This is a genomic window from Glycomyces endophyticus (assembly GCF_039531525.1).
In the GTDB taxonomy this organism is placed as follows: domain Bacteria; phylum Actinomycetota; class Actinomycetes; order Mycobacteriales; family Micromonosporaceae; genus Glycomyces; species Glycomyces endophyticus.
In genome coordinates, this window is the sequence record NZ_BAAAQF010000010.1 from 216,414 (window position 1) to 236,971 (window position 20,558).

Consider the following 20,558-nt stretch of genomic DNA (forward strand, 5'->3'; position numbering starts at 1 on the left):
GCGCCCGGCGGGCAAGTACCGGGCGCACCGGAGCCGCGCGGCCGGAGGGTCGGCGTGCGGGCCGGCGCGGCGGGCCCGTTCGCGGCGCTCACAGCCATGTCCTGGGTCTGACCCGGTTGGCCTCGCCGACCACCCACCAGCGCACGCGCTGCGAAGGGACCCTCCCGGCAATGCGGCGCAGCACCGCCTCCCGGGCGGAGCCGACCGCCTCGGAGGTGAACGGCACGCCGTACAGGAGCGTCTGCGGGTCGGGGCCGTCGTCGTCGAGCACGTCCGCGGCCGCGCGCCACAGCTCGGCCTCCAGGAGGTCCGCCTCGGCTCGGTCCAGTGTGGTCAGTCCTTCCAGGAGGGCGGCGGCGCGCTTGAGGTCGGCGAGCGTGGCGTCCGGGTCCCTGACGAGCCGCGCGAGCAGGGCCTGCCGTGCGGCGGCGTGGCTCGACGACGAGGCCGGGACCGCCTCCAGCGCCGCGAAGTCGCCCTTCGCGCGCGCCAGGCCGAAGGCGGCGCTGGTGTACGCGCGGTCGGTGCGCCACACCCGCGCGTGGTGCTCGGCCCCGCCCGCCGGTTCGGCGCAGATCGCCAAGGCCTGCAAGGGGGCCAGCTCTCCGGGCAGGTGCGCCCGCACGCGCGAGAACCAGTACGCGGCGTCCGGCATCCGGTCGGCGTCGCCGAGCGCGGCCATGCCCCGGTACCAGTCCAGGCGCCAGTCCCCGCCGAGCTCGTCGGCGGCCTCGACCAGGAGCGGATCGGTGCGCTCCGAGCCGGTCTCGGCCGCGAGCCGCACCTGCGCGAGCCGGGCCTCGGCGGTGCGCGGCAGGGCCTCCACCAGCGGCAGCGCGGTCTCGGCCGGCTCGGCCGCGAGCGCGGCGAGCGCCACGGCCGCCGGGTCGGACGGATCGGTGAGCGGGGCGGGCAGGAGCCGCCGGGCCTGCACCGGGGCGGCCGGGGCCAGGATCCGGTCGGGGTCGGCGCTCACGGCGCTGGCGTAGGCCCCGCGCTCGGGTCCGAAGTGGGCGGAGACGGCCGGGAACGGCGTGCCGTCGATGCCCGCGCGGATCTGGCGGAGCACGCCGGTGAGCTGGTCGGCCATGTCGGCGGCGGTGGCGAAGCGGGAGCCGGGGTCGGGGTGGCAGGCGCGTTCGAGGAGCAGGTACAGGGACTCGTCGAAGCCGTCGGGGCGGGCCGGGAGCGGCGCGGAGACGATCGTCCCGGCCGCGCCGCGCACGGCCGGGCTGAAGGCGAGGGTGAGGACGGCGAGGGTGCGGCCGACCGTGTAGAGGTCGGAGGCGACGTCGGGGAAGCGGTCGCCGGTGACCTCGGGGGCCTGGTAGCCGATGGTGCCCCAGACGTCGCCGCCGGTGTCGCCGATGCGGCGCATCGCGCCGAGGTCGATGAGGCGGATGCGGTCGCCCACTTGGATGAGGTTGGCGGGCTTGAGGTCGCAGTAGACCATGTCGGCGTCGTGGAGGTGGCCGAAGGCGGCGAGGGCTTCGAGGACGCACGGGATCGCCCACTCCGGCGGCATCGCGCCCTCGCGCCGGCCCAGGCGGGCGCGGAGCTGGTCGCCGAGGGAGACGCCGCCGATGTACTCCATGACGAGGTAGCCCGAGAGGGTGCCGTCGCGGGCGTCGCGGTGCTGCACGAAGTTGTGGATCTTGACGATCCCGGGGTGGTCGACGGCGATGAGGTAGCGCCGCTCGGCCTCGGCGGCGGCGAGCGCGGCCGGGTCGGTGGTGTTGAGCAGTCCTTTGAGTACGACCCACTTGCCGTCGAGGTTCCGGTCCGCGGCGAGGTAGATCCAGCCGAGGCCGCCGTGCGCGAGGCACCCGCGGATCTCGTACTGGCCCGCGACGAGGTCGCCGGGCTTGAGCGCGGGCGTGAAGTCGAACCCGGCGCCGCACTCGGGGCAGAAGCCCTTCGGGCGGTCCACGTGGTCGAGCCGGTGGCCGTTGGCGCAGCGCCGGTCCGCCTGGGGCACGGCGGGATCGGTCATGAGCGCGGAGACGGGGTCGGTGACCGGCACCGAGGGCAGGTCGGCGAGGCCGGTGCCGAGGCGGCCCGCGCTGCGGCGCGAGGAGGTCGAGGGCCGGGAGGGCTGCGTCGGGGGCGCGGCGGCCGCGGGGGCGGCCCGGAGCCCGCAGTCGTCGCAGTAGCCGTCGGCGTCGATGGCACCGCCGCAGTGGACGCAGGTGCCGGGTCGGGCGGGCGGTGCGGGGTGCGGCGGGGCGGCCGGGGCGGCGGTCGGGGCCATCCGGCCGGTGGCGAACGGCGCGGCGGGCGGCGCCTGGAGGCCGCAGTCGTCGCAGTAGCCTTCGGCGTCGATCGCGCCGCCGCAGCGGAGGCAGGGGTCGGTCATGGGCGGTCTCCGTTCGCGAGGGCGGCCAGGTCGTCGACCGCGGTGCGGGCCTCGGGGATCGAGCAGGGGGCGGTCCACAGGACGGCCTTGGCGCGGGCCCACGCCTCGCGGAAGGCCGGTCCGTCGTCGGCGCCGGTGCGCTCGGCCCGGGCCCGGTAGGCCTCGGCCTCACCGCGGAGCCGGTTGCGGATGTGGAGCGGCGTGTTGCAGGCGGCGAACGCCGTCTCGGCCCGGCTCTCGGCCAGCTCGATGCGGCGGCCGAGGCGCTTGCGCGCCACGGCCGTCTCGGTCCAGCCGGCCTCGCCGAATCCCGGGATCTCCGCCAGCCGCTCGCGCAGTTCCGCTGCGGCGGTGAGGGGTTCGGGAACGCGCGGGTCACTGATGCGCTCGCGGGTCTCGGTCCACCTGGCGAGGAGGCGCCGCTCGCGGACCTCCAGGGCGTCGATGCGCTCGGCGAGCGGATCGGGGTCGCCCGCGGCGGCGATGGCCGCCTCGATCTCCTCCAGGAGGTCGCCCACGCGCCCGAAGTCCTGTTCCATGACCTCCAGGGCCCGGTCCGTCGGCATCTCGGCGTTCCGGGGGCCGGACGGAAAACAGGGGTCCGCGCCGGGCACGCGGGCGAGCAGCAGCGCGGCCTTCTCGGCGCTGCGCCTGCCGAACCGCCCCTTCCCGTCGCGCAGCGCGGCCACTTCGGCGAGGCGCCCGCTCCAGTCGTGGAACAGGATCCAGAGGGCGTCCCACTGCTGCAGCGCCCAGCCGCACCGCCCTTTCGGCAGTGCCGCGGCTTCGGCCCGCAGGGCGGCGAACGCGGCGCCGGACTCGCGGTCGAGCAGCCGGGCGGCGAACCGGTCGCGCTCGGCGAGGCGGTCGGCGAGCTCCCGCTCCACCGCGTCGCGGTCCACTGGTGCCATGCCGACCTCCTTCCGCTGCAACCGGTTCCTGTGTCCTATGCGACAGCGTAGTGCGGAAGTGCGCACGAAGGGTACCGCGAGAATCCGCTGAATCAGGCCGCTACCTGGGCGAACTGGGCATCTTCAGCGGGCCGCGGGAACCCGCTGTGAAGAAATCATGAGCCCGCGATGCGCCGCAGGCTCGCCCGCGACTGCGTGTGGCGGCCCCAGGCCCGGTAGACCTCCGCGAAGTGCGCGTGGACCTCCCGCGCGCCCGCCGCGTCGCCGCCGCGCTTGAAGCGCGCCAGCGCGAGTTCGAGCTCGCGCTCGGCGGCCGGGAAGTCGCGCATGCGGAAGTGGAGCCAGCCGAGGGTCATGCCCATGACGGCGGCGTCGCCGTCGCGCCCGGCCCCGGCGGCGGCCGCCAGCGCGGCGGTCAGGAGCGGCAGCGCCTCCCGCTCCCGGCCCAGGCGCGCGAGCGCGGTGGCGAGGTTCGCGCGGGCGGCGCCGAAGCGGTCGCCATGGTCGGTGCGCTCGACCGCTTCCAATGCGGCCCTGCCGTGCTCCTCGGCCTTCGCGAGCGCGCCGCGCGCGTACGCGGCGACGGCCACGAGGTTGCGGTGCCGGGCCAGGTGGGCCGGGTCGGGTCCCGCGGCGGGGAGCGCGGCCTCGGCGAGGCGTTCGAGCTCCTCGGGGCGGTGGCCGCGCTTGGCGTAGCCGCAGAGGACGTCGGCGAGCAGCGCGCCCTCGGGGAACGCGGCCCACGCGCGGTAGGCGGCGGTCAGGAACCCGTACTCGGCCAAGGGGGCCGGGGCGCGCAGGTCGCGGAAGCCCGCCACGGCGCGTTCGCGCAGGGCGCGCAGTTCCGCGGCGGTGGCGGGTGATTTGGCGCGGGCGTACTCGGCGACGAGGCGGTGCAGGCGGTAGCGGCCGTCCGCGCCCGTGCGGATCAAGTGCGCTGCGGCGAGGGCGGCGAGCACGCGTTCGCCGTCCGCGGCGGCGGGGCCGCCGTGTTCGCGTTCGCGGCCGTCTGCGTCGCCGCGATCGCGGCCCTGTCCCCCGCCGCCGGAGGCACCGGCATGGTCGTCGGCGCCGCCCGCCTCCGCAACGGCGCGTGCGCTGGCCGCTGCCGCGATGCGCAGCGCGACCGGCTCGCCGATGTCGGGCACGGGCAGGAGTGCGAGGTCGCGCAGGCAGCGGCGCTCGCCGTCGTCGAGCCCGGCGTGGGAGAGGTCGAAGACGCGGGCGATCTGGCCGCGTTCGCCGGCCTGCCAGAGGCGGCCGTCGCCGAGGCGCTTCGCGAGGCCGGCGAGGCCGAGGCCGGGGCGGTCGTCGAGGAGTCCGGCGGCGATGCGGAGCGCGAGCGGCAGGCCGCCGCAGTGGGCGGCCACGGCGGCGGCGTCCTCGCGCCGCGCGGCGGTGTCGCCGGTGAGGGCCCGCAGGAGCGCGATGGCGTCGTCCTCGGGGAGTTCGGCGATCGCGACGGCGACCACGTTGCTGAAGTGCTGCAGCGGGTCGAGGCGGGCGCGGCCGGTCACGACGACCGCCGAGCCGCCGGTGCCGGGCAGGAGCGGGCGCACCTGGTCGGCGTCCCCGGCGTTGTCGAGGAACACCAGGACGCGGCGGCCCGCGAGGAGGGCCCGGTAGTTCGCGGCGGCCTGGCCGACGTCGGCGGGGAGGTCGGCGGGGCGGGTGCCGAGGGCGCGCAGGAAGCCGTGGAGGACGGCGAGCGGGTCGGCGGCCCCGGCGGCGTCGCCGCCGCGCAGGTCGGCGTGGAGCTGGCCGTCGGGGAAGTCGCCGGTGCGGCGGCGGGCCCATTCCAGGCCAAGCGAGGACTTCCCGGCGCCGCCGATCCCGGTGATCGCGATCGTCAAGGGCCCGTTGGCGTCGCGTTCGGTCCAGCGGGCGTCGATCCGCTCGAGTTCGGCCGTGCGGCCTGTGAACCCGGGGACGGGCGCGGGCAGCTGGCGGGGGACGCGGGGTCGGGAGCGCACCGAGGGCGCGGCGGTCGGGCCGTGCGGGTCGAGGTTGCCTTGGAGGAGGTCGAGATGGGTGCGGCGCACCTGCGGGCCGGGGTCGGCGCCGAGGGTGTCGGCGAGGGCGCGCCGCAGGGTCTCGTACGCCTCCAGCGCCTCGGCGGTGCGGCCGGTGGCGTGCAGGGCGATCATGAGCTGGCAGACCAGGCGCTCGCGGAACGGGTGCTCGGCGAGGCGGGCACGCGCCTCGACGGAGGCCCGGTCGAAGCGCCGCAGGTGCAGGAGCAGGTCGAGGCGCTCCTCGACCACCTCCATGCGGGACTCCTCCAGGACGGCGGCGCCGGACTCGATGAAGTGCCCGCCGAGCCCGGCGTACGCGGGCCCGCGCCACAGGCCCAGGGCGAGGTCGTAGACGGCGAGCGCCTCGACGGGGTCGCCGTCCTCCACGAGGGACGCGGCGTAGAGGCGGCCGGACTCGAAGCGGTCCACGTCGACGCCGCCGGGGCCCACCTGGAGGCGGTAGGCCGCGCCGATGGTCTCCAGCGTGCACCCGGGGTCGTCGGCGATGAGACTGCGGAGCTCGGCGACGCGGTTCTGGACCTGCCGGTGCGCGGTGCGCGGCGGCTCGTCGGGCCAGACGGCCTCGATGAGGCGGCCGGTGCTCACCGGGAGGTTCCGTTCGAGCAGAAGCACCGCGAGGATGGCGGCGGTCTTGCCGAGCAGGGGTCGCGGCTCCCCGTCGACGACGATCTGGAGCGGACCGAGGACCGTGAACCGCATGGGACTCCGGTGGTTGATGGGGAGGGGACCCGGAGGACCAGCGTACCGGACCCTTCGGACGGGTTCGAAAAAAGTCGCCTGCGGGACCAATCCGAATGCGATCCTGCTCCGAATGCGTGCTCAAGATCCGGGCGAGGAGAGGACGTGAGGCATGGACGGGACCGCACCGGCACCGGGCGCGAGGGGAGGTCGCTCGTGGACGACGTGATCCTGTTGGACGAGGCCGGGAACGAGGTCGGGACCGCCGCGAAGGCCGAGGTGCACACCGCCGAGACGCCGCTGCACCTGGCGTTCTCGTGCCATGTGGCCGGGCCGGACGGGCGGCTCCTGGTCACTCGCCGGTCGCTGGCGAAGCGGGCCTGGCCGGGCGTGTGGACCAACGCGTTCTGCGGGCACCCGCGCCCGGGCGAGTCGTTCGAGGACGCGGTCACGCGGCACGCGGACCGCGAGCTCGGGATGCGGGTCTCGGACGTGGCTCCGGCGGTGCCGGACTTCAGGTACCGGGCCGTGGACGCGGGCGGGATCGTCGAGAACGAGGTCTGCCCGGTGTACACCGCGACCGCCGACGGCGAGGTGCGCATGAACCCCGAGGAGGTCATGGACTTCGCGTGGACGGCGCCGCGGGACCTCGCGGCGGCGCTGGCCGCCGCGCCGTGGGCGTTCAGCCCGTGGCTGGTGCTCCAGGCCCCGCGCCTGGACCTGCTGCGACCGGACGGGGGGCCCTGATGTCCGCTGCGGATGCGGCCGCCGTCGACGCGATGGTGGACCGGGCGCTGGCGCGCCTTGCCGCGAAGGGGCGGGCGCGGGACCCGCGGGCCGCCGTCATCGCCGAGGCCGCGGTGGACGCCGCGACCGGCGGGAAGCGGTTCCGGCCGCGCCTGGTGGCCACCTCGTACCTGGCGTTCGGGGGCGGTGCCGCGGAGGGGGCGGTGGCCGACGTCGCCGCCGGGTTCGAGCTCCTCCACACCGCGTTCGTCATCCACGACGACGTGATCGACGGCGACGTGGAGCGGCGCGGCAAGCCGAACGTCTCCGGGGTGTTCCGCGCGGGCGCCCGCGCGGCCGGCGCGTCCTTCGGGCGGGCCGCGACCTTCGGCGACGCCGCCTCGATCCTCGTCGGCGACGTGCTCCTGTACGAGGCCACGCGGCTCATCGCGGGCGCGGACCTCCCCGCCGGGGCGCGGGGCGGGCTGCTCGACCTGCTCGACGACGTCATCCTCGTCTCGGCCGCGGGCGAGCTCGCCGACGTCGAGTACGCGACCCTCCCGAACCCGCCCAGCCCCGAGGCCGTGCTCGCCACCGCGCGCGACAAGACGGCCGTCTACTCCATCAGCGCGCCGCTCCAGGCCGGTGCGCTCATCGCGGGCGCGCCGGACGAGGCGGTGGCGGCGCTCGGCGCGGCCGGGCGCTCGCTCGGGCTCGCGTTCCAGCTCGCCGACGACCTCATCGGCGCGTTCGGCACGGCCGGGCAGGCGGGCCGCACCCCCGGCGCGGACCTGCGCGAGGGCAAGCACACCGCGCTGGTGGCCCTGGCCCGCCGCAGCGACGAATGGTCCGAAGTGGAGTCGGCGATAGCCATGGCGCGCATCGGACCCGAAGGCGTGCGCGCGGCCCAGGAGGCCCTCGACGCCTGCGGGGCCCGCAAGCGGGTCAGCGCACTGATCGACGAGACCCTGGACGCCGCCCGCGCCCGGTGGTCCCGCGCCCCCATCCCCGAGGCCGCCCGGCGGATGCTCGGAGACCTCACCGACGTCATCGAGGAGCGCGTCCCGTGACCGGAGACCAAGGACTCGACTTGTACCACCGCACCGCCCGGCGAGCGGCCGACGAGGTCATCGCCGGCTACTCGACCTCGTTCGGCCTCGCGTGCCGGCTGCTGGGGCCGCGGGTGCGCACGCACGTGCGCGCCGTCTACGCGCTCGTGCGCGTCGCCGACGAGGTCGTCGACGGCCCCGCCGCCGAGGCCGGGCTCGACGCGGCCGCCACCCGCCACGTCCTCGACGACCTGGAGGCGCACACGCTGCGCGCGATCGAGGAGGGCTTCAGCGCCAACCTCGTCGTGCACGCCTTCGCGCTCACCGCGCGCGAGTGCGGCATCGGTGAGGACCTGGTGCGGCCGTTCTTCGCGTCGATGCGGTCGGACCTGGAGATCGCCGACCACGACGACCGCTCGCGCCGCCAGTACGTGTACGGCTCGGCCGAGGTGGTCGGGCTGATGTGCCTCCAGGCGTTCGTCAACGCCGGCCGGCCCGGCACCGACCCCGCCGACCCGCTCGTCCGCGAGGGCGCGCGGCGGCTCGGCTCGGCGTTCCAGGAGGTCAACTTCCTGCGCGACGCCGAGCACGACCGCACCGGCCTGGGCCGCGACTACCTGGGCGTCGGCGACTCCGCGGCCGCCCGCACGGAGGTCCTCGACCGGATCGACCGCGACCTCCTCGCGGCCCGCGCGTGCATCCCCCTGCTGCCCAAGGACTGCCGCCGCGCCGTCGCCACCGCGCACGGGCTGTTCGCCGCGCTCTCGCGGCGGCTGCGGGAGGAGAACGGGCCCGGGCGAGTCCGGGTCCCCAACTGGCGCAAGGCGGTCATCGCGGCGAAGGTCTCGCTCGTCCCGTCGCAGCGGGGCGGTGGCGCATGAGGGCGATCGTCATCGGCGGCGGCATCTCGGGCCTCGCCACGGCCGGGCTGCTCGCCCGGGACGGCCACGACGTCACGGTCCTGGAGGCCCGCCCCGCGACCGGGGGCCGGGCCGGGTCCTGGGAGCACGGCGGCTTCCGGTTCGACACCGGGCCGAGCTGGTACCTGATGCCGGAGGTGTTCGAGCACTGGTTCCGGCTCATGGGGACCACGGCCGGAGACGAGCTCGACCTCGTGCGGCTCACGCCCGCGTTCCGGGCGCACTTCGAGCCGCCCGGGGCCGCGCCGCTCGACGTCGTCTCCGGGCGCGAGTCGGCGACCGCGATGTTCGAGCGGATCGAGACCGGCGCGGGCCCGCGCCTGTCGTCCTACCTCGACTCCGCCCGGGACGCCTACGACCTGGCCGTGAACCGGTTCCTGTACGACACCTACGAGACGACGAAGGGCCTGCGCGACCCCGCGCTGCTGCGGCGGCTCCCGCGGCTGCTGCCGCTGCTGACGCGCTCGCTCGCCGCGCACGTCGACCGCCGCTTCACCGACCGGCGGCTGCGCCAGATCCTCGGCTACCCGGCGGTCTTCCTCGGCAGCTCCCCCTACCGGGCGCCCAGCCTGTACCACCTGATGAGCCACCTCGACCTCGCCGACGGCGTGCTGTACCCCATGGGCGGCTTCACGACCGTCATCGCGGCGGTCGAGCGGCTCGCCGCGGCCGCCGGGGCGAAGGTCGAGACCGGCGCGCCCGTCGAGCGCATCCTCACCCGGGACGGGAGCGCGCGCGGCGTGCGGCTCCGGGACGGCCGCGAACTCGACGCCGACCTGGTCGTCTCCACCGCCGACCTGCACCACACCGAGACCGCGCTCCTCGGCGACGGCGAACGCACCTACCCCGAGGCGTGGTGGCGGCGGCGCAGTCCGAGCCCCGGCGCACTCCTGCTCATGCTCGGCGTCGAGGGCCCGCTTCCGCAACTCGCGCACCACAACCTGCTGTTCACGCGCGACTGGAAGGCGAACTTCGACGCGATCTTCGGACGCCGGCCCCGCGTCCCGCACCCGGCCTCGATCTACGTGTGCCGCCCCAGCGCCACCGACCCGACCGCCGCCCCGGCGGGGCACGAGAACCTGTTCGTCCTCGTCCCGGTCCCCGCCGACCCCGGCATCGGCAGCGGCGGCGACCTCGCCGTCGAGGCCGCCGCCGACCGCGTCATCGCGCAGATCGCCGCCTGGTGCGGCGCCCCGGACCTCCCCGAGCGCGTCGTGGTGCGCCGCACCGTCGCCCCCGGCGACTTCGCGACCGGCCTCAACGCCTGGCGCGGCAACGCGCTCGGCCTGGAGCACACCCTCCGCCAGAGCGCGTTCTTCCGGCCCGGCAACGCCTCCCGGAAGGTGCGGGGCCTCATGTACGCCGGGGCCTCGACGCTGCCGGGCATCGGCCTGCCGATGTGCCTCATCTCGGCCGAGCTCGTGCTCAAGCGCCTGCGGGGCGACCGCTCGCCGGGCCCGCTCCCCGAACCCGGGGAGGCCTGACATGCCCGGCGTGTACCTCGCGGCGATCCTGGTGAGCGCCGCCGGCGTCGCCGCCCTCGACCGGCGGTTCCGCCTGGCCGCGTTCCGGTCGCCGCGCCGCACGCTCCTCGCCGTCGCCGTCGGCACCGCGTTCCTCCTGGTCTGGGACGCGGTCGGCATCGCCACCGGAGTGTTCGTCAAGGGCGGCTCCGACGCGCTGCTGGGGATCGACCTGGCCCCGCACCTGCCGCTGGAGGAGCCGGTGTTCCTCGCGTTCCTGTGCTACCTCGCCGTGGTCGCGTGGCAGGCGGCCCGGCGACTCCCGTTCGCGGAGGACCGATGACGTACGCGCTCATCTGCCTGCCGTTCCTGGCCGCCACCGCCGCGGTGACCGCGCTCAGCGCCCGCCGCCCGCACTTCGGGCCCCGCATGGCCGCCTCGGCGGCCGCCGCGGTGCTCCTGCTCGCGCTCACCGCGGTGTTCGACAACGCCATGATCGCCGCGGGCCTGTTCACCTACCCCGAGACCCACCTCCTCGGCCTCAAGATCGGCCGCGCGCCGATCGAGGACTTCGCCTACCCGCTGTGCGCCGCGTTCGCGGTGCCGGCCGTCTTCGTCCTCCTACCGGAACGGCGCCGCGCATGACCGTCCTGACCGCCCGCACCACCGCCACGCAGCTGCTCGTCTCCTCGCGGCCGGTGAGCTGGATCAACACCGCGTACCCGTTCGCCGCGGCCTGGCTCATGACGGCCGGGACGATCGACCTCGCGTTCATCGTCGGCACCCTGTTCTTCCTGGTGCCGTACAACCTCGCGATGTACGGGATCAACGACGTCTTCGACTACGAGTCGGACCTGCGCAGCCCCCGCAAGGGCGGCGCGCACGGAGCCGTGCTCGACCGAGGGCTGCACCGGGCCACACTCGTCGCCGCCGCGGCCGTGTGCCTGCCGTTCCTGGGGTACCTCTTCGCGATCGGCTCGCTCGCCGCGAACGCGGTGCTGGCCGCCTCGATGCTCTTCGTCGTGTACTACTCGGCGCCGCCGCTGCGGCTCAAGGAGATCCCGCTCGCGGACTCGCTGACCTCCAGCATCCACTTCTGGTCCCCCGCGGCCTACGCGATCGTGCTCGCCGACGCGCCGTGGACGGCCGCCACGACCGCCGTGTTCGTCGCGTTCGGACTGTGGGGCGTCGCCTCGCACGCGTTCGGCGCCGTCCAGGACGTGCCCTCCGACCGCGAGGCCGGGATCGCCTCGATCGCCACCTGGTGGGGCGCGGCCCCCACCGTCCGGTTCTCGATCGCCTGCTACGCCGCCGCCGGACTCGCCGTGCTGCTCACGCCCTGGCCCGGCCCGCTCGCCGCGCCGCTGGTGCTGCTCTACATCGCCTCGGCCTGGCCGTACCGGAACGTGCCGGACGCCCGCGCCGGGGAGTCGACGGCGGGCTGGCGCCGGTTCCTGTGGCTCAACCAGATCGCCGGGTTCGGGGTCACCCTCGTCCTCATCGTCGCGGCCCGGGGATGATGGACGGTGTGGAGTTCATGACGACGGCGGCCGTCTGGGCCGCGGGGGCGCTCGGCGCCGCGTTCGCGCTGATCGGCGTCGTGGGCGTCGCCGCGCCGGAGTTCGCCGCGCACGCGTACGGCATCCCGGCCGACACGCCCGGGACCCGCTCCTGGGCGGCCGCGGCCGCCTGGCGCGACATCGCCGCGGGCGCGGCGGTGGTCACCGTGGCCTGCACGAGCCCCGCGACCACGATCGGCCTCGTCCTGCTCGCGCTGGCGCTCATCCCGCTCGGCGACGTGGTCATCGTTGCGCGCCACGGCATCCGGGACGGGCGGACCTACCTGCCCCATCTGGCCGGGCTCGCCGCGGCCGTGGCCGTGGCCGCGGTCCTGCTCATCCTGTGAACCGGGCCCCGAGCGGTTCTATAGGCTGATGGTCCCAGTCCGAGAGGGAGCGACCGTGGAACCGTGCACCGACACCGCGCACCGGGCGTGCGCGCCGGGCGGACGCCGTGGTTGACACCGTCTCCGCCGAGTCGCTGCTGCTGCGCGCCGGGCACGGCGAGGACGAGGCGTTCTCCGGGCTCTACGACCTGATGTCGCCGCGCGTCTACGGGATCTGCCTGCGCGTGCTGCGCGACCGGGCCCAGGCCGAGGAGGTCGCCCAGGAGGTCCTGATCGAGGTGTGGCGCACCGCGGCCCGCTTCGACGAGCGCCGCGGCACGGCCCTCGCGTGGATCGCCACCATCGCCCACCGCCGCGCCGTCGACCGCGTGCGCGCCTCCCAGGCCGCCGGGGACCGCGAGCGGCGCGCGGCCGCCGAGTCGGCCGACGTCCCGGCCGACCCCGTCGCCGACGCCGCCGCGCAGCGCATCGAGCACCGCCAGGTGCGGCGGTGCCTCAAGGCCCTCACCGAGCTCCAGCACCGCGCCGTGACCCTCGCCTACTACGGCGGGTACACGTACCAGCAGGTCGCGGCACTCCTGGACGCCGCCGTGCCGACCGTCAAGACCCGCATCCGGGACGGCCTCGTGAAGCTGCGCGACTGCCTGGAGGCCTCCCGGTGAGCGACGACGTCCACGCCCTCATCGGCGCCTGGGTCCTCGACGCGGTCGAGGACGACGAGCGGCGCCTCATCGAAGCCCATGTGGCGCAATGCGAGTCGTGCTCCCGGGAGGCGGACGAGCTGCGCGAGGCCGTCGCCCGCCTCTCCGACACCCTCGTCACCGAGCCCCCGCCGGGCCTGCGCGAGCGCGTCCTGGCCGAGGCCCGCCGCACCCCGCAGGAGCCCGCGCCCGCGCGCCGGCCCCGCCCGGCGCGGCGCCCGAGCCGGTGGCGGCACCCGCGCCTGCGGCTCGCGGTCGGCGCCGCCGCGTTCGCCGTCGTCGCCGCCTTCGCGGGCGTCTTCGCCACCTGGCAGGTCATGCGCGGCCCGGCCGAGGACGAGTCGCAGATGACCGCCGTCCTCGAAGCGGCCGACGCCGACGTCGCCTTCCAGCAGGCCGAGGGCGGCGGGCGCGTCACCATCGTCTACTCCGCCGACCTCGACCGCGCGGTCGTGGTCGTCTCCGACCTCGCCGCCATCGGCGACGACCGCTCCTACCAGGTGTGGCTCGTGGACGCGGCCGGGCAGGTCTCGGCCGGCGTCATGGACGCGGGCGACTCCTCCGCGACCATGGTCGTGGACGGCGTCGGCGACACCGAGGTCATCGGCCTCACCAGCGAGCCCGCGGGCGGGTCCGATCAGCCGACCACGCCGATGATCGCCGACGTGGCCCTGCCCGCCTAGGACCTGTCCGGTGCATCCGGACGGGCGGTGTCCGGCCCGTCCGCCCGCTCGCCGGGATGCACAGGACGGGCCCTGACGCCCGGCCCGTTTCGCGGCGATTCGCGTTAGGATCGCCGCATGTACCTCGTCTCGGGAGCCACCGGCAACGTCGGCGGCGAAGTCGTTCGGGCCCTTGCGGATCAGGGCCTCCCAGTGCGGGCCGTGGTCCGCTCCGCCGCCCGGTGGGAACCGGTCGAGCACGTCGAGGCGGTGGAGGCCGACCTCGACGATCCGGCCACATTGGACCCCTGGCTGGACGGGGTCGAGGGCGCATTCCTGCTCCCCGGCTTCCCCGACATGCCCGGCCTGTACCGCAAGCTGCGGGAGGCGGGCGTCGTGCGCGTCGTCCAGCTCTCCGGCAGCTCCGCCGAGTCCGGCGACACCGCCAACGCCGTCACCGCGATGATGCTCGACACCGAGACCGCGGCCCGCGAGTCGGGTCTCCTCTGGACCATCCTGCGCCCCAGCGGGTTCGACTCCAACGCCCTCCGCTGGCTCCCCCAGCTCCGCGAGGGCGACCTCGTGCGCGCCCCCTGGGGCGAGATCCCCGTGGCCTGCATCGACCCCGCCGACATCGCCGCGGTCGCCGCGACCGCGTTGACGAACCCGGGCCACGAGGGCGCGATCCACCGCATCTCCGGCCCCCGCCCCATGCTCCCCGCTGAGCAGATCGCGGTCCTCGCCCGCGTCCTCGACCGGCCCCTCCGCTTCGAGAACCTCTCGCCGCAGGAGACCCGGTTCCAGCTGGAGTCGACCATGCCCCAGCCGTTCGTCGACGCCTTCCTCGACTTCTACGTCAAGGGCTCCCTCGACGAGTCCCCCGTCTTCCGCACGGTCGAGGAGATCACCGGCCGCCCGCCCCGCACCTTCGAGCAGTGGGCCGAAGCCCACGCCGCCGACTTCCGTTAGCGTGCATGAGGGGCCGCCCGGTCCCCGGGCGGGCCCTCGTGGTGTCCGCGACGGGCGGTTGCGGGCCGCGGGGGCCGAGCGCCGCGTCAGATTCGGGCGAGTTCCTGCTCCGCCGCCGCGGCCTCGGGGACGCCGCAGGCGGTGAACCCGTCGAGGGCGTCGCAAAGGAGCCGGCGGGCGGTGCCGTTGTCGCCCAAGGCGAGATGCGCCCCGGCGAGGCCGCGGTGGGCGCGGGCGAGCTCGTAGGCGTCCTCATGGGACCGGGCGAGGGCGGCGGCGCGCTCGTGCTGGGCGAGGGCCTCGCCGGCGCGGCCGCAGGCGGTGAGGGCGCGGCCGAGGTCGTTGCGGGCGGCGCGCTCCAGTGAGGGGTCGACCAGTTTCACCGCGTACGCGACGGCCCGGTCGAGGCGGGCGGCGGCCTCGGCGGCTCGGCCGAGGCGCAGGAGGTCCTCGCCGAGTTCGATGAGCGTGTCGGTGACGTCGGCGGTGTCCCCTTCTCCCCCATAGGCGTCGAGGGCCGCGGCGTGCACGGCCGCGGCGCGGTCGGGGTCGCCGAGCTCGCGGGTGAGGACGCCGCGGAACGCCTCGATGCGGACGCGGTTGTGGTCGTCGCCGGCGTCGAGGCGGGACTCGGCCGCGTCGAGGCGGCGGCGGACCTCGTCGAACCGCCCGAGCCGCAGCAGCGGGACGACCATGTTGGTCCGGATGAGCGCGGCCGCCGCCGCGTCGTCGGCCGCCTCGGCGAGCTCCAGCGCCGCCTCGTGGACCGCCACGGACTCGGCGAAGCGTCCCGAGCGGCGGTGCAGGACCCCGATGTTGGCGAGGGTCAGCGCCGCGTCGGCGTCCTCGCCCAGGGCGCGTTTGAGGGCGACGGACTGCTCCAGGCAATCGATGGCCTCGCGGTTCCGGCCCGCGGCGAGGAGCCGGCGGCCGGTGTCGCCGAGGGTGTAGGCCTCCTTGCGGCGGTCGCCGGTGCGGCGGGCGATCGCCGCCGCCGTCCGGTTGACCGCGGCGTGCGGGCCGATGTCGGAGTCGTGCACGAAGAACGCGTTGAACGCGGTCGCCAGGTGCCACGCCTCCTCGTCGAAGCCCGCCGCCTCGGCGGCGGCCACCGCGGCGGCGAGGTTGCCGCGCTCGGTCTGGAACCAGGCCAGCGCCTCGGCCTGGTCCTCGAAGCCGGGCAGGTCGAGACCGTGGGCGGCCGCGCCTTCGGTGTAGCGGCGCTTGTTCGGGTGCAGGCGCGCCGCGGCGGCGTAGGCGAAGTGCAGGTGGACCTCGACGAGCCGCCGGAGCGCCGCGCGCCGTTCCGCCTCGGGCTCTTCGTGGTCGGCGAGTCCGGCGGCGAAGCGGCGCACGAGGTCGTGGAGCCGGTAGCGGCCTGCCGAGCGGGTCTCGGCCAGGTGGACGTCGACGAGGGCTTCGAGGATCCCGGAGGACCGGTCGGCGTCGAAGCCGGTCAGCGCGGCGGCGGCGCGGGCGTCGGCGTCGCCGCCGGGGGCGAGCCCGAGGCGCCGGAGCAGGAGCCGGTGGTCGGCGTCGAGTTCGCGGTAGGAGGCGTGCAGGGCGGCGGCGACGCCGCGGTGGCCCGTGTCGAGCTCGTCGAGGACCCGGTCCTCGTCGGCGAGGCGCTCCAGCAGGTCGCTGACCCTCCATTGAGGACGGCTGCGCAGGCGGGCGGCCGCGAGGCCCATCGCGAGCGGGAGCCGTCCGCAGCGCTCGGCGATCGCGACGGCCTCGTCGGCGGTGGCCCGGCCCGCGGCCAGGCCGAGCATGGCGACGGCCTCGCGCATCGGGGGCGGTTCGAGCGGCACGGAGTGCGCGCCCGAGAGCGCGGAGAGGTCGCGGCGGCTGGTGGCGATGACCAGGCTGTCGGGCGTGCCGGGCAGGAGCGGCTCGACCTGCTCGGCGCTCGGGGCGTCGTCGAGCACGAGCAGGACCCGCCTGCCGGCGAGCGTGCTGCGGTAGGTCGCGGTGAGTTCGTCGAGCGCCTCGGGGCGGGCGCGGCCGGACGGGTCGAGGCTGCGGATCACGCGGGTGAGCACCGAAGCCAGGTCCGGGCGCAGGCCTTCGGCGCCGCTGAACCCGTGGAGGTCCACGAACAGCTGGCCGTCGGGGTAGCGGTCGGCGAGCGCGTGCGCGGCGCGCACCGCGAGGGAGGTCTTGCCGACGCCGGCCATGCCGTGCACGGCGACGACCTCGGCGCCTCCCTCGACGGCGGCGAGCAGCGAGTCCATTGGCAGCTCGCGTCCCGCGAACCCGGCGAGCGACCGCGGCAGCTCGCGGGGCGGGGGCGGTCCCGCGTCGGCGTCGCTCCCGGCGTCGACGCCGAGCGCCTGCATGAGGAGCCGCAGGGTGCGCGGCTGCGGCCGGGTCCGGCCCGATTCGATGTCGCGGATCGTGCGGATGCCGACGCCCGCCTTGAGCGCGAGCTCCTCCTGCGTCATCACCGCTCGCGACCGGAGCCGGCGGAGGTCGATGCGGGCCTCGGACATGTGGTCGGGCATCCGGCAATGGTAGGGCAGCGGGACGAGTCGGCGGGCGTCGTGAACTGGCGCTCGGCGGGATCCCGCCGGTGTCCCGCCGGTGCTCCGCCGTTCAGCCGGCCTGGGTCAGCGGTCGCACCACCGCTTCGCGTCGGCTAGCGAGAGGAACACGATGACGAGGACCGACATGAGCATCCCGGGGCAGGTGGCGGAGACCGCGACGACGTTGGGGCCGTAGGAGGTGGTGGTCTCCAGGGCGCCGTCCACCGTGGAGGTCGACGTGACCGGGGCGAGGGCCCCGACGACGATCCACGACGCCACCGACAGCGTCAGCGAAGCCCCTTCGACCGCGATCGCCGCGACCCTGGCCCGGCCCCCGCGCCGCTTGACGCGCACGGCCAGCAGCCCGCGCGCGACGGTCAGCGCGACCAGGACCGCCGAGGACGCCGCGACCACCGCGCCGAGCCCGCGCTCCAGGCCGTCGTCGGCCCACGCCTCGGTGAGATACGCCGACACGGGCAGGAACGCGGAACCGCACGCCCCGACCGCGAGCAGCACCCACAGCAGCACCACGGCGGCGGTGACGACGCCGGGCGGGCGCTCGGCGACAGGCGGGAAGGGCGCAGGGGCGTGCGGTGCGGGCGGCGGGTCCTGGGACACGGCGGGGCCTCTCGGTCGATCGGGTCGGGGCCCACGCCATGCTGCCAGGGCCGGGCCCGAACCGCCAACGGGACACCGGGCGCGACGGCCCGCCCGCCGGAATTCCGCCGGTCTCCCGCCGCCTGCTCGGCCGAGACGACCGCCGTCGAGGCCCGCGGCATCGCGAGCGCCTTCGCCGGGCCCGCGCCGGCCCGACTCCTCGGTGGTGTCGCGGGCTACGCCGACGGGTTCGGACTCGGGTGAGCCGCGCTGGCGGAGGTCCGCGAGCGAGCCGGTCGCCGGGGCCGGGATCACACGGCGAGCTGCGGGAGGACGCGCTCGCCGAAGACGTCGATGAAGCGCTCCTGGTCGGTGCCGACCTGGTGGAGGTAGACGCGGGAGAAGCCCAGCTCGGCGTAGGAGGCGAGCGAGGCGGCGTGCCGGTCGAGGTCGGAGGAGACGAGGATGCCGGGTTCGAGGGCGCCGGGCGGGACGTGCGCGCAGGCGGCGTCGAACTGCTCGGGCAGCTCCAGCTCCTGGTTGAGCCCGGCGGGGAGGGCGACGAACCGCCACTGGTCGAGGGCCTGGTTGCGGGCGCGGTCCTCGTCGGCGTCCCAGGACACGTGGGCTTGGAGGTGGCGGGGCTTGCCCTCGCCGCCGCCCTCGTGGAAGGCGTCGATGATCTTGCGCAGCTGCTCGTCGGGGGCGTTGACGGTGATGAGGCCGTCGGCCCAGGCGGCGACCTCGCGGGCGGTGGCGGGCGAGAGCGCGGCCGCGAACAGCGGCGGCGGGTGCTCGGGCCGCGTGTAGAGGCGGGCGGCGCGCACGGTGACGCGGCCGTCGTGGTCGACGGTCTCGCCGTCGAGGAGGCGGCGGATGACGTCGGCGCTCTCGGCGAGGCGCGCGTTGCGTTCGGGTTTGCGGGGCCAGAGCGCGCCGGTGACGTGCTCGTTGAGAGCCTGCCCGCTGCCGAGCGCGGGCGTGAAGCGGCCGGGGTAGAGCTCCTCAACGGTGGCGATGGCCTGCGCCGTGATCGCGGGGTGGTAGCGGTTCCCGGGCGCGGTCACGATGGCGAAGGGGACGCTGGTCGCGGCCATGGCGGCGCCGAGCCAGGTCCAGGCGTACCCGGACTCGTCCTGGCCGGTGCTCCAGGGCGCGAAGTGGTCCGAGGAGTTCACGGCGGCGAAGCCCGCGGCTTCGGCCGCGGCCGCCGCCGCGACCAGGCGCGAAGGCGGGAACTGCTCGTGCGAGGCGTGGTATCCGATCTCCACAAGGGACTCCTCACTTGAAGACGTGGGTGCGGGGGCGCAGCCAGCGGTAGCCGTACCCGGTGAGCTTGAACAGGGACGGCTCGTCGTCGTCGGACGAGTGGTCGCCGCCGGTGAGGATGTCGACGAGGTCGTCCAGGCCGTCGCCCGCGAGGCGCACCTCGACGTCCTCGTCGGCGAGGTTGACGAGGGTGACGACGGTGCCGTCGCGCTCGTCGTCGTGCCGGAGCGCGACCACGGAGGGGCACCCGGTGTCGAGCACGGCGTGCCGTCCGAAGCCGATCTCGGTGAGGCCCAAGCGGGTCCGGACCAGGTCGCCGACGCTGGCGAGCAGGCCGCCGTCGAGACTGCGGTGCTGGTCGTAGACGTTGACCTCCTCGTAGCCGAAGGGGCCCTCCCGCACGGGCTCGGCGACGAGCCGGTCCTTCGGGGCCGAGGAGAACCCGCCGTGCTCGTCGGCGCTCCACTGCATGGGGATGCGCACGCTCATTCGCTCGCGCCGCGACAGGTCGTCGCCCATGCCGATCTCGTCGCCGTACTGAAGCACGGGCGTGCCGGGGAGCGATAGGAGGAGGGCGTGCGCGGCGGCGATGCGTCTCCGGTCGCCGCCGAGCATCGGGGCGATGCGGCGGCGGATGCCGCGGCCGTACGCGCGCATGTCCTCGTCGGGCGCGAACAGCGCCATGACCTCCTCGCGCTCCTCCTCGGAGAGCCGTTCGAGGTCGAGCTCGTCGTGGTTGCGCAGCCAGTTCGCGTACTGGCTGTGGCGCGGCGGCTGCGGCATCTCCTCCAGGGCCCGGTGGACCGGCTCGGCCTCGCCGCGCGCGAGGGCGAGGAAGACGTGGTTGTTCATCCAGAAGTTGAGGAGCATCGTCAGGCCGTCGCCGTCGAGGAAGTAGTCGTCGTACTCCTCCAGCGGGACGTCGACCTCGCCCATGAGCACGGCCTCGGGATGGCGCAGGGCGACGAACTCGCGCAGCTCGCGGAGGAGGTCGGCGCCCGCCTCGTACTCCTCGATCTCCTCGGCGGCGTGGACCATGTAGGGGACGGCGTCGACGCGGAACCCCGACGCGCCGAGGCGGAGCCAGAACGCCATGATGCGCTTGATCTCCTCGCGCACTTCGGGATTGGCGATGTTGAGGTCGGGCTCGTGGGCGTAGAAGACGTGCCGGTAGTACTGGCCGGCCTCCTCGTCCCAGGTCCAGATCGAGTCCTCGACGGTCGGGAAGCACGGCTCCAGGCCCTCGACCTCGACCGGCTCGTCGGACCAGATGTAGTAGTCGCGGTAGCGCGAGTCGGGGTTCGACCGGGCCTCCCGGAACCACGGATGCTGGTCGGAGGTGTGCTGCACGACCAGGTCGAAGATGACGCGGATGCCCTTCTCCTCGGCCTCCTCCAGCAGTCCGACCAGGTCGGAGACGGTGCCCAGGCGCGGGTCGACGGACAGGTGGTCGGTGAGGTCGTAGCCGCCGTCCTTGAACGGCGAGGGGTAGAACGGCAGCAGCCACAGGCAGGTGGCGCCCAGGCCGCGGAGGTGGTCGAGCCGCCTCGTGATGCCCCTGATGTCGCCCCACCCGTCGCCGTCCGAGTCGCGGAACATCGACGGGTCCATGGCGTAGATGACGGCGTTGCGGTACCAGAGCGGCTGCATGGCCCTCCCTCTGCTCGGTCGTCCGAAGCGTCCCTTCCAAGTGCCCGCGCCGCTGCGGCGCGAAACGCGGGGCAGGCCGGGCGCGGCGCGCGGATCGGCCGGTACGCCCCGGGGGTTGTCGGTGCAGGGTGGCAGCATGG

18 protein-coding genes are annotated in these 20,558 nt (G+C 75.5%); 11 read left to right on the top strand and 7 right to left on the bottom strand.

The genetic code is table 11. The annotated features are described in order from the left end of the window. Nucleotides 1-88 precede the first annotated feature (88 nt). The 3 genes from ABD419_RS14825 to ABD419_RS14835 all read right to left on the bottom strand — a co-directional run bounded on the left by ABD419_RS14825 (nt 89) and on the right by ABD419_RS14835 (nt 6,002). The gene (locus tag ABD419_RS14825; protein WP_344487675.1) at nt 89-2,356 is read right to left on the bottom strand and encodes a tetratricopeptide repeat protein; all 2,268 of its coding nucleotides are present in this window, start codon (nt 2,354-2,356) and stop codon (nt 89-91) included. Next, nucleotides 2,353-3,267, bottom strand: coding sequence for a hypothetical protein (locus tag ABD419_RS14830; protein WP_344487677.1), 915 nt, complete (start codon nt 3,265-3,267; stop codon nt 2,353-2,355). The genes ABD419_RS14825 and ABD419_RS14830 overlap by 4 nt, the downstream gene beginning before the upstream one ends. Before the next feature lie 155 nt (nt 3,268-3,422). Beyond that, nucleotides 3,423-6,002: an AfsR/SARP family transcriptional regulator gene (locus tag ABD419_RS14835; RefSeq protein ID WP_344487679.1), complete on the bottom strand. Its 2,580-nt coding sequence runs from the start codon at nt 6,000-6,002 to the stop codon at nt 3,423-3,425. A gap of 144 nt (nt 6,003-6,146) precedes the next feature. On the opposite strand from ABD419_RS14835, the gene idi reads away from it, so the two are divergent. The 11 genes from idi (at nt 6,147) to ABD419_RS14890 (ending at nt 14,377) form a co-directional block, all read left to right on the top strand. After that, the gene (idi, locus tag ABD419_RS14840) at nt 6,147-6,728 is read left to right on the top strand and encodes an isopentenyl-diphosphate Delta-isomerase (protein WP_344487681.1); all 582 of its coding nucleotides are present in this window, start codon (nt 6,147-6,149) and stop codon (nt 6,726-6,728) included. After that, nucleotides 6,728-7,777, top strand: a complete 1,050-nt coding sequence (locus ABD419_RS14845; protein WP_344487682.1) for a polyprenyl synthetase family protein — start codon at nt 6,728-6,730, stop codon at nt 7,775-7,777. The genes idi and ABD419_RS14845 overlap by 1 nt, the downstream gene beginning before the upstream one ends. Continuing rightward, on the top strand, nt 7,774-8,637 hold the full coding sequence (locus ABD419_RS14850; protein ID WP_344487683.1) for a phytoene/squalene synthase family protein: 864 nt from the start codon (nt 7,774-7,776) through the stop codon (nt 8,635-8,637). The genes ABD419_RS14845 and ABD419_RS14850 overlap by 4 nt, the downstream gene beginning before the upstream one ends. Continuing rightward, nucleotides 8,634-10,160, top strand: a complete 1,527-nt coding sequence (crtI, locus tag ABD419_RS14855) for a phytoene desaturase family protein (protein ID WP_344487684.1) — start codon at nt 8,634-8,636, stop codon at nt 10,158-10,160. The genes ABD419_RS14850 and crtI overlap by 4 nt, the downstream gene beginning before the upstream one ends. Before the next feature lies 1 nt (nt 10,161). Continuing rightward, nucleotides 10,162-10,482, top strand: a complete 321-nt coding sequence (locus ABD419_RS14860; RefSeq protein WP_344487685.1) for a lycopene cyclase domain-containing protein — start codon at nt 10,162-10,164, stop codon at nt 10,480-10,482. Next, entirely contained in the window at nt 10,479-10,784 is a 306-nt protein-coding gene (locus ABD419_RS14865) for a lycopene cyclase domain-containing protein (RefSeq protein WP_344487687.1), read from the top strand. The genes ABD419_RS14860 and ABD419_RS14865 overlap by 4 nt, the downstream gene beginning before the upstream one ends. Next, nucleotides 10,781-11,659: a prenyltransferase gene (locus ABD419_RS14870; protein ID WP_344487689.1), complete on the top strand. Its 879-nt coding sequence runs from the start codon at nt 10,781-10,783 to the stop codon at nt 11,657-11,659. Before ABD419_RS14865 ends, ABD419_RS14870 begins: the two co-directional genes overlap by 4 nt. A gap of 17 nt (nt 11,660-11,676) precedes the next feature. Next, the gene (locus tag ABD419_RS14875; protein ID WP_344488036.1) at nt 11,677-12,045 is read left to right on the top strand and encodes a DUF4267 domain-containing protein; all 369 of its coding nucleotides are present in this window, start codon (nt 11,677-11,679) and stop codon (nt 12,043-12,045) included. Nucleotides 12,046-12,152: 107 nt separating this feature from the next. Further along, nucleotides 12,153-12,707 carry an ECF RNA polymerase sigma factor SigK gene (sigK, locus tag ABD419_RS14880; protein ID WP_344487691.1) on the top strand — a complete coding sequence of 185 codons (555 nt, stop codon included), beginning with the start codon at nt 12,153-12,155 and terminating at the stop codon, nt 12,705-12,707. Continuing rightward, on the top strand, nt 12,704-13,429 hold the full coding sequence (locus tag ABD419_RS14885) for an anti-sigma factor (RefSeq protein WP_344487694.1): 726 nt from the start codon (nt 12,704-12,706) through the stop codon (nt 13,427-13,429). The genes sigK and ABD419_RS14885 overlap by 4 nt, the downstream gene beginning before the upstream one ends. Nucleotides 13,430-13,546: 117 nt before the next feature. Then, nucleotides 13,547-14,377 (top strand): NAD(P)H-binding protein, encoded by an 831-nt coding sequence (locus tag ABD419_RS14890; protein WP_344487696.1) that lies wholly within the window; start codon nt 13,547-13,549, stop codon nt 14,375-14,377. Nucleotides 14,378-14,463: 86 nt separating this feature from the next. On the opposite strand, the gene ABD419_RS14895 is transcribed toward ABD419_RS14890, so the two are convergent. From ABD419_RS14895 to ABD419_RS14910, 4 genes are all read right to left on the bottom strand, one after another. Further along, nucleotides 14,464-16,881 carry an ATP-binding protein gene (locus tag ABD419_RS14895; protein WP_344487698.1) on the bottom strand — a complete coding sequence of 806 codons (2,418 nt, stop codon included), beginning with the start codon at nt 16,879-16,881 and terminating at the stop codon, nt 14,464-14,466. Between the two features lie 105 nt (nt 16,882-16,986). Next, nucleotides 16,987-17,520, bottom strand: a complete 534-nt coding sequence (locus ABD419_RS14900) for a hypothetical protein (RefSeq protein WP_344487700.1) — start codon at nt 17,518-17,520, stop codon at nt 16,987-16,989. Nucleotides 17,521-17,810: 290 nt separating this feature from the next. Next, nucleotides 17,811-18,770: a TIGR03885 family FMN-dependent LLM class oxidoreductase gene (locus ABD419_RS14905; protein WP_344487702.1), complete on the bottom strand. Its 960-nt coding sequence runs from the start codon at nt 18,768-18,770 to the stop codon at nt 17,811-17,813. Nucleotides 18,771-18,780: 10 nt separating this feature from the next. Continuing rightward, nucleotides 18,781-20,418, bottom strand: a complete 1,638-nt coding sequence (locus ABD419_RS14910; RefSeq protein ID WP_344487704.1) for an alpha-amylase family protein — start codon at nt 20,416-20,418, stop codon at nt 18,781-18,783. Between the last annotated feature and the right edge of the window lie 140 nt (nt 20,419-20,558).

Excerpts from the sequence above, each read along its gene's own strand:
- ABD419_RS14870 (WP_344487689.1), top strand. The coding sequence starts at position 10,781 with ATGACCGTCCTGACCGCCCGCACCACCGCCACGCAGCTGCTCGTCTCC.
- ABD419_RS14860 (WP_344487685.1), top strand. The coding sequence starts at position 10,162 with ATGCCCGGCGTGTACCTCGCGGCGATCCTGGTGAGCGCCGCCGGCGTC.
- ABD419_RS14895 (WP_344487698.1), bottom strand. The coding sequence starts at position 16,881 with ATGCCCGACCACATGTCCGAGGCCCGCATCGACCTCCGCCGGCTCCGG.
- ABD419_RS14845 (WP_344487682.1), top strand. The coding sequence starts at position 6,728 with ATGTCCGCTGCGGATGCGGCCGCCGTCGACGCGATGGTGGACCGGGCG.
- ABD419_RS14890 (WP_344487696.1), top strand. The coding sequence starts at position 13,547 with ATGTACCTCGTCTCGGGAGCCACCGGCAACGTCGGCGGCGAAGTCGTT.
- ABD419_RS14875 (WP_344488036.1), top strand. The coding sequence starts at position 11,677 with ATGACGACGGCGGCCGTCTGGGCCGCGGGGGCGCTCGGCGCCGCGTTC.
- ABD419_RS14835 (WP_344487679.1), bottom strand. The coding sequence starts at position 6,002 with ATGCGGTTCACGGTCCTCGGTCCGCTCCAGATCGTCGTCGACGGGGAG.
- crtI (WP_344487684.1), top strand. The coding sequence starts at position 8,634 with ATGAGGGCGATCGTCATCGGCGGCGGCATCTCGGGCCTCGCCACGGCC.
- ABD419_RS14910 (WP_344487704.1), bottom strand. The coding sequence starts at position 20,418 with ATGCAGCCGCTCTGGTACCGCAACGCCGTCATCTACGCCATGGACCCG.
- ABD419_RS14825 (WP_344487675.1), bottom strand. The coding sequence starts at position 2,356 with ATGACCGACCCCTGCCTCCGCTGCGGCGGCGCGATCGACGCCGAAGGC.
- ABD419_RS14830 (WP_344487677.1), bottom strand. The coding sequence starts at position 3,267 with ATGGCACCAGTGGACCGCGACGCGGTGGAGCGGGAGCTCGCCGACCGC.
- ABD419_RS14865 (WP_344487687.1), top strand. The coding sequence starts at position 10,479 with ATGACGTACGCGCTCATCTGCCTGCCGTTCCTGGCCGCCACCGCCGCG.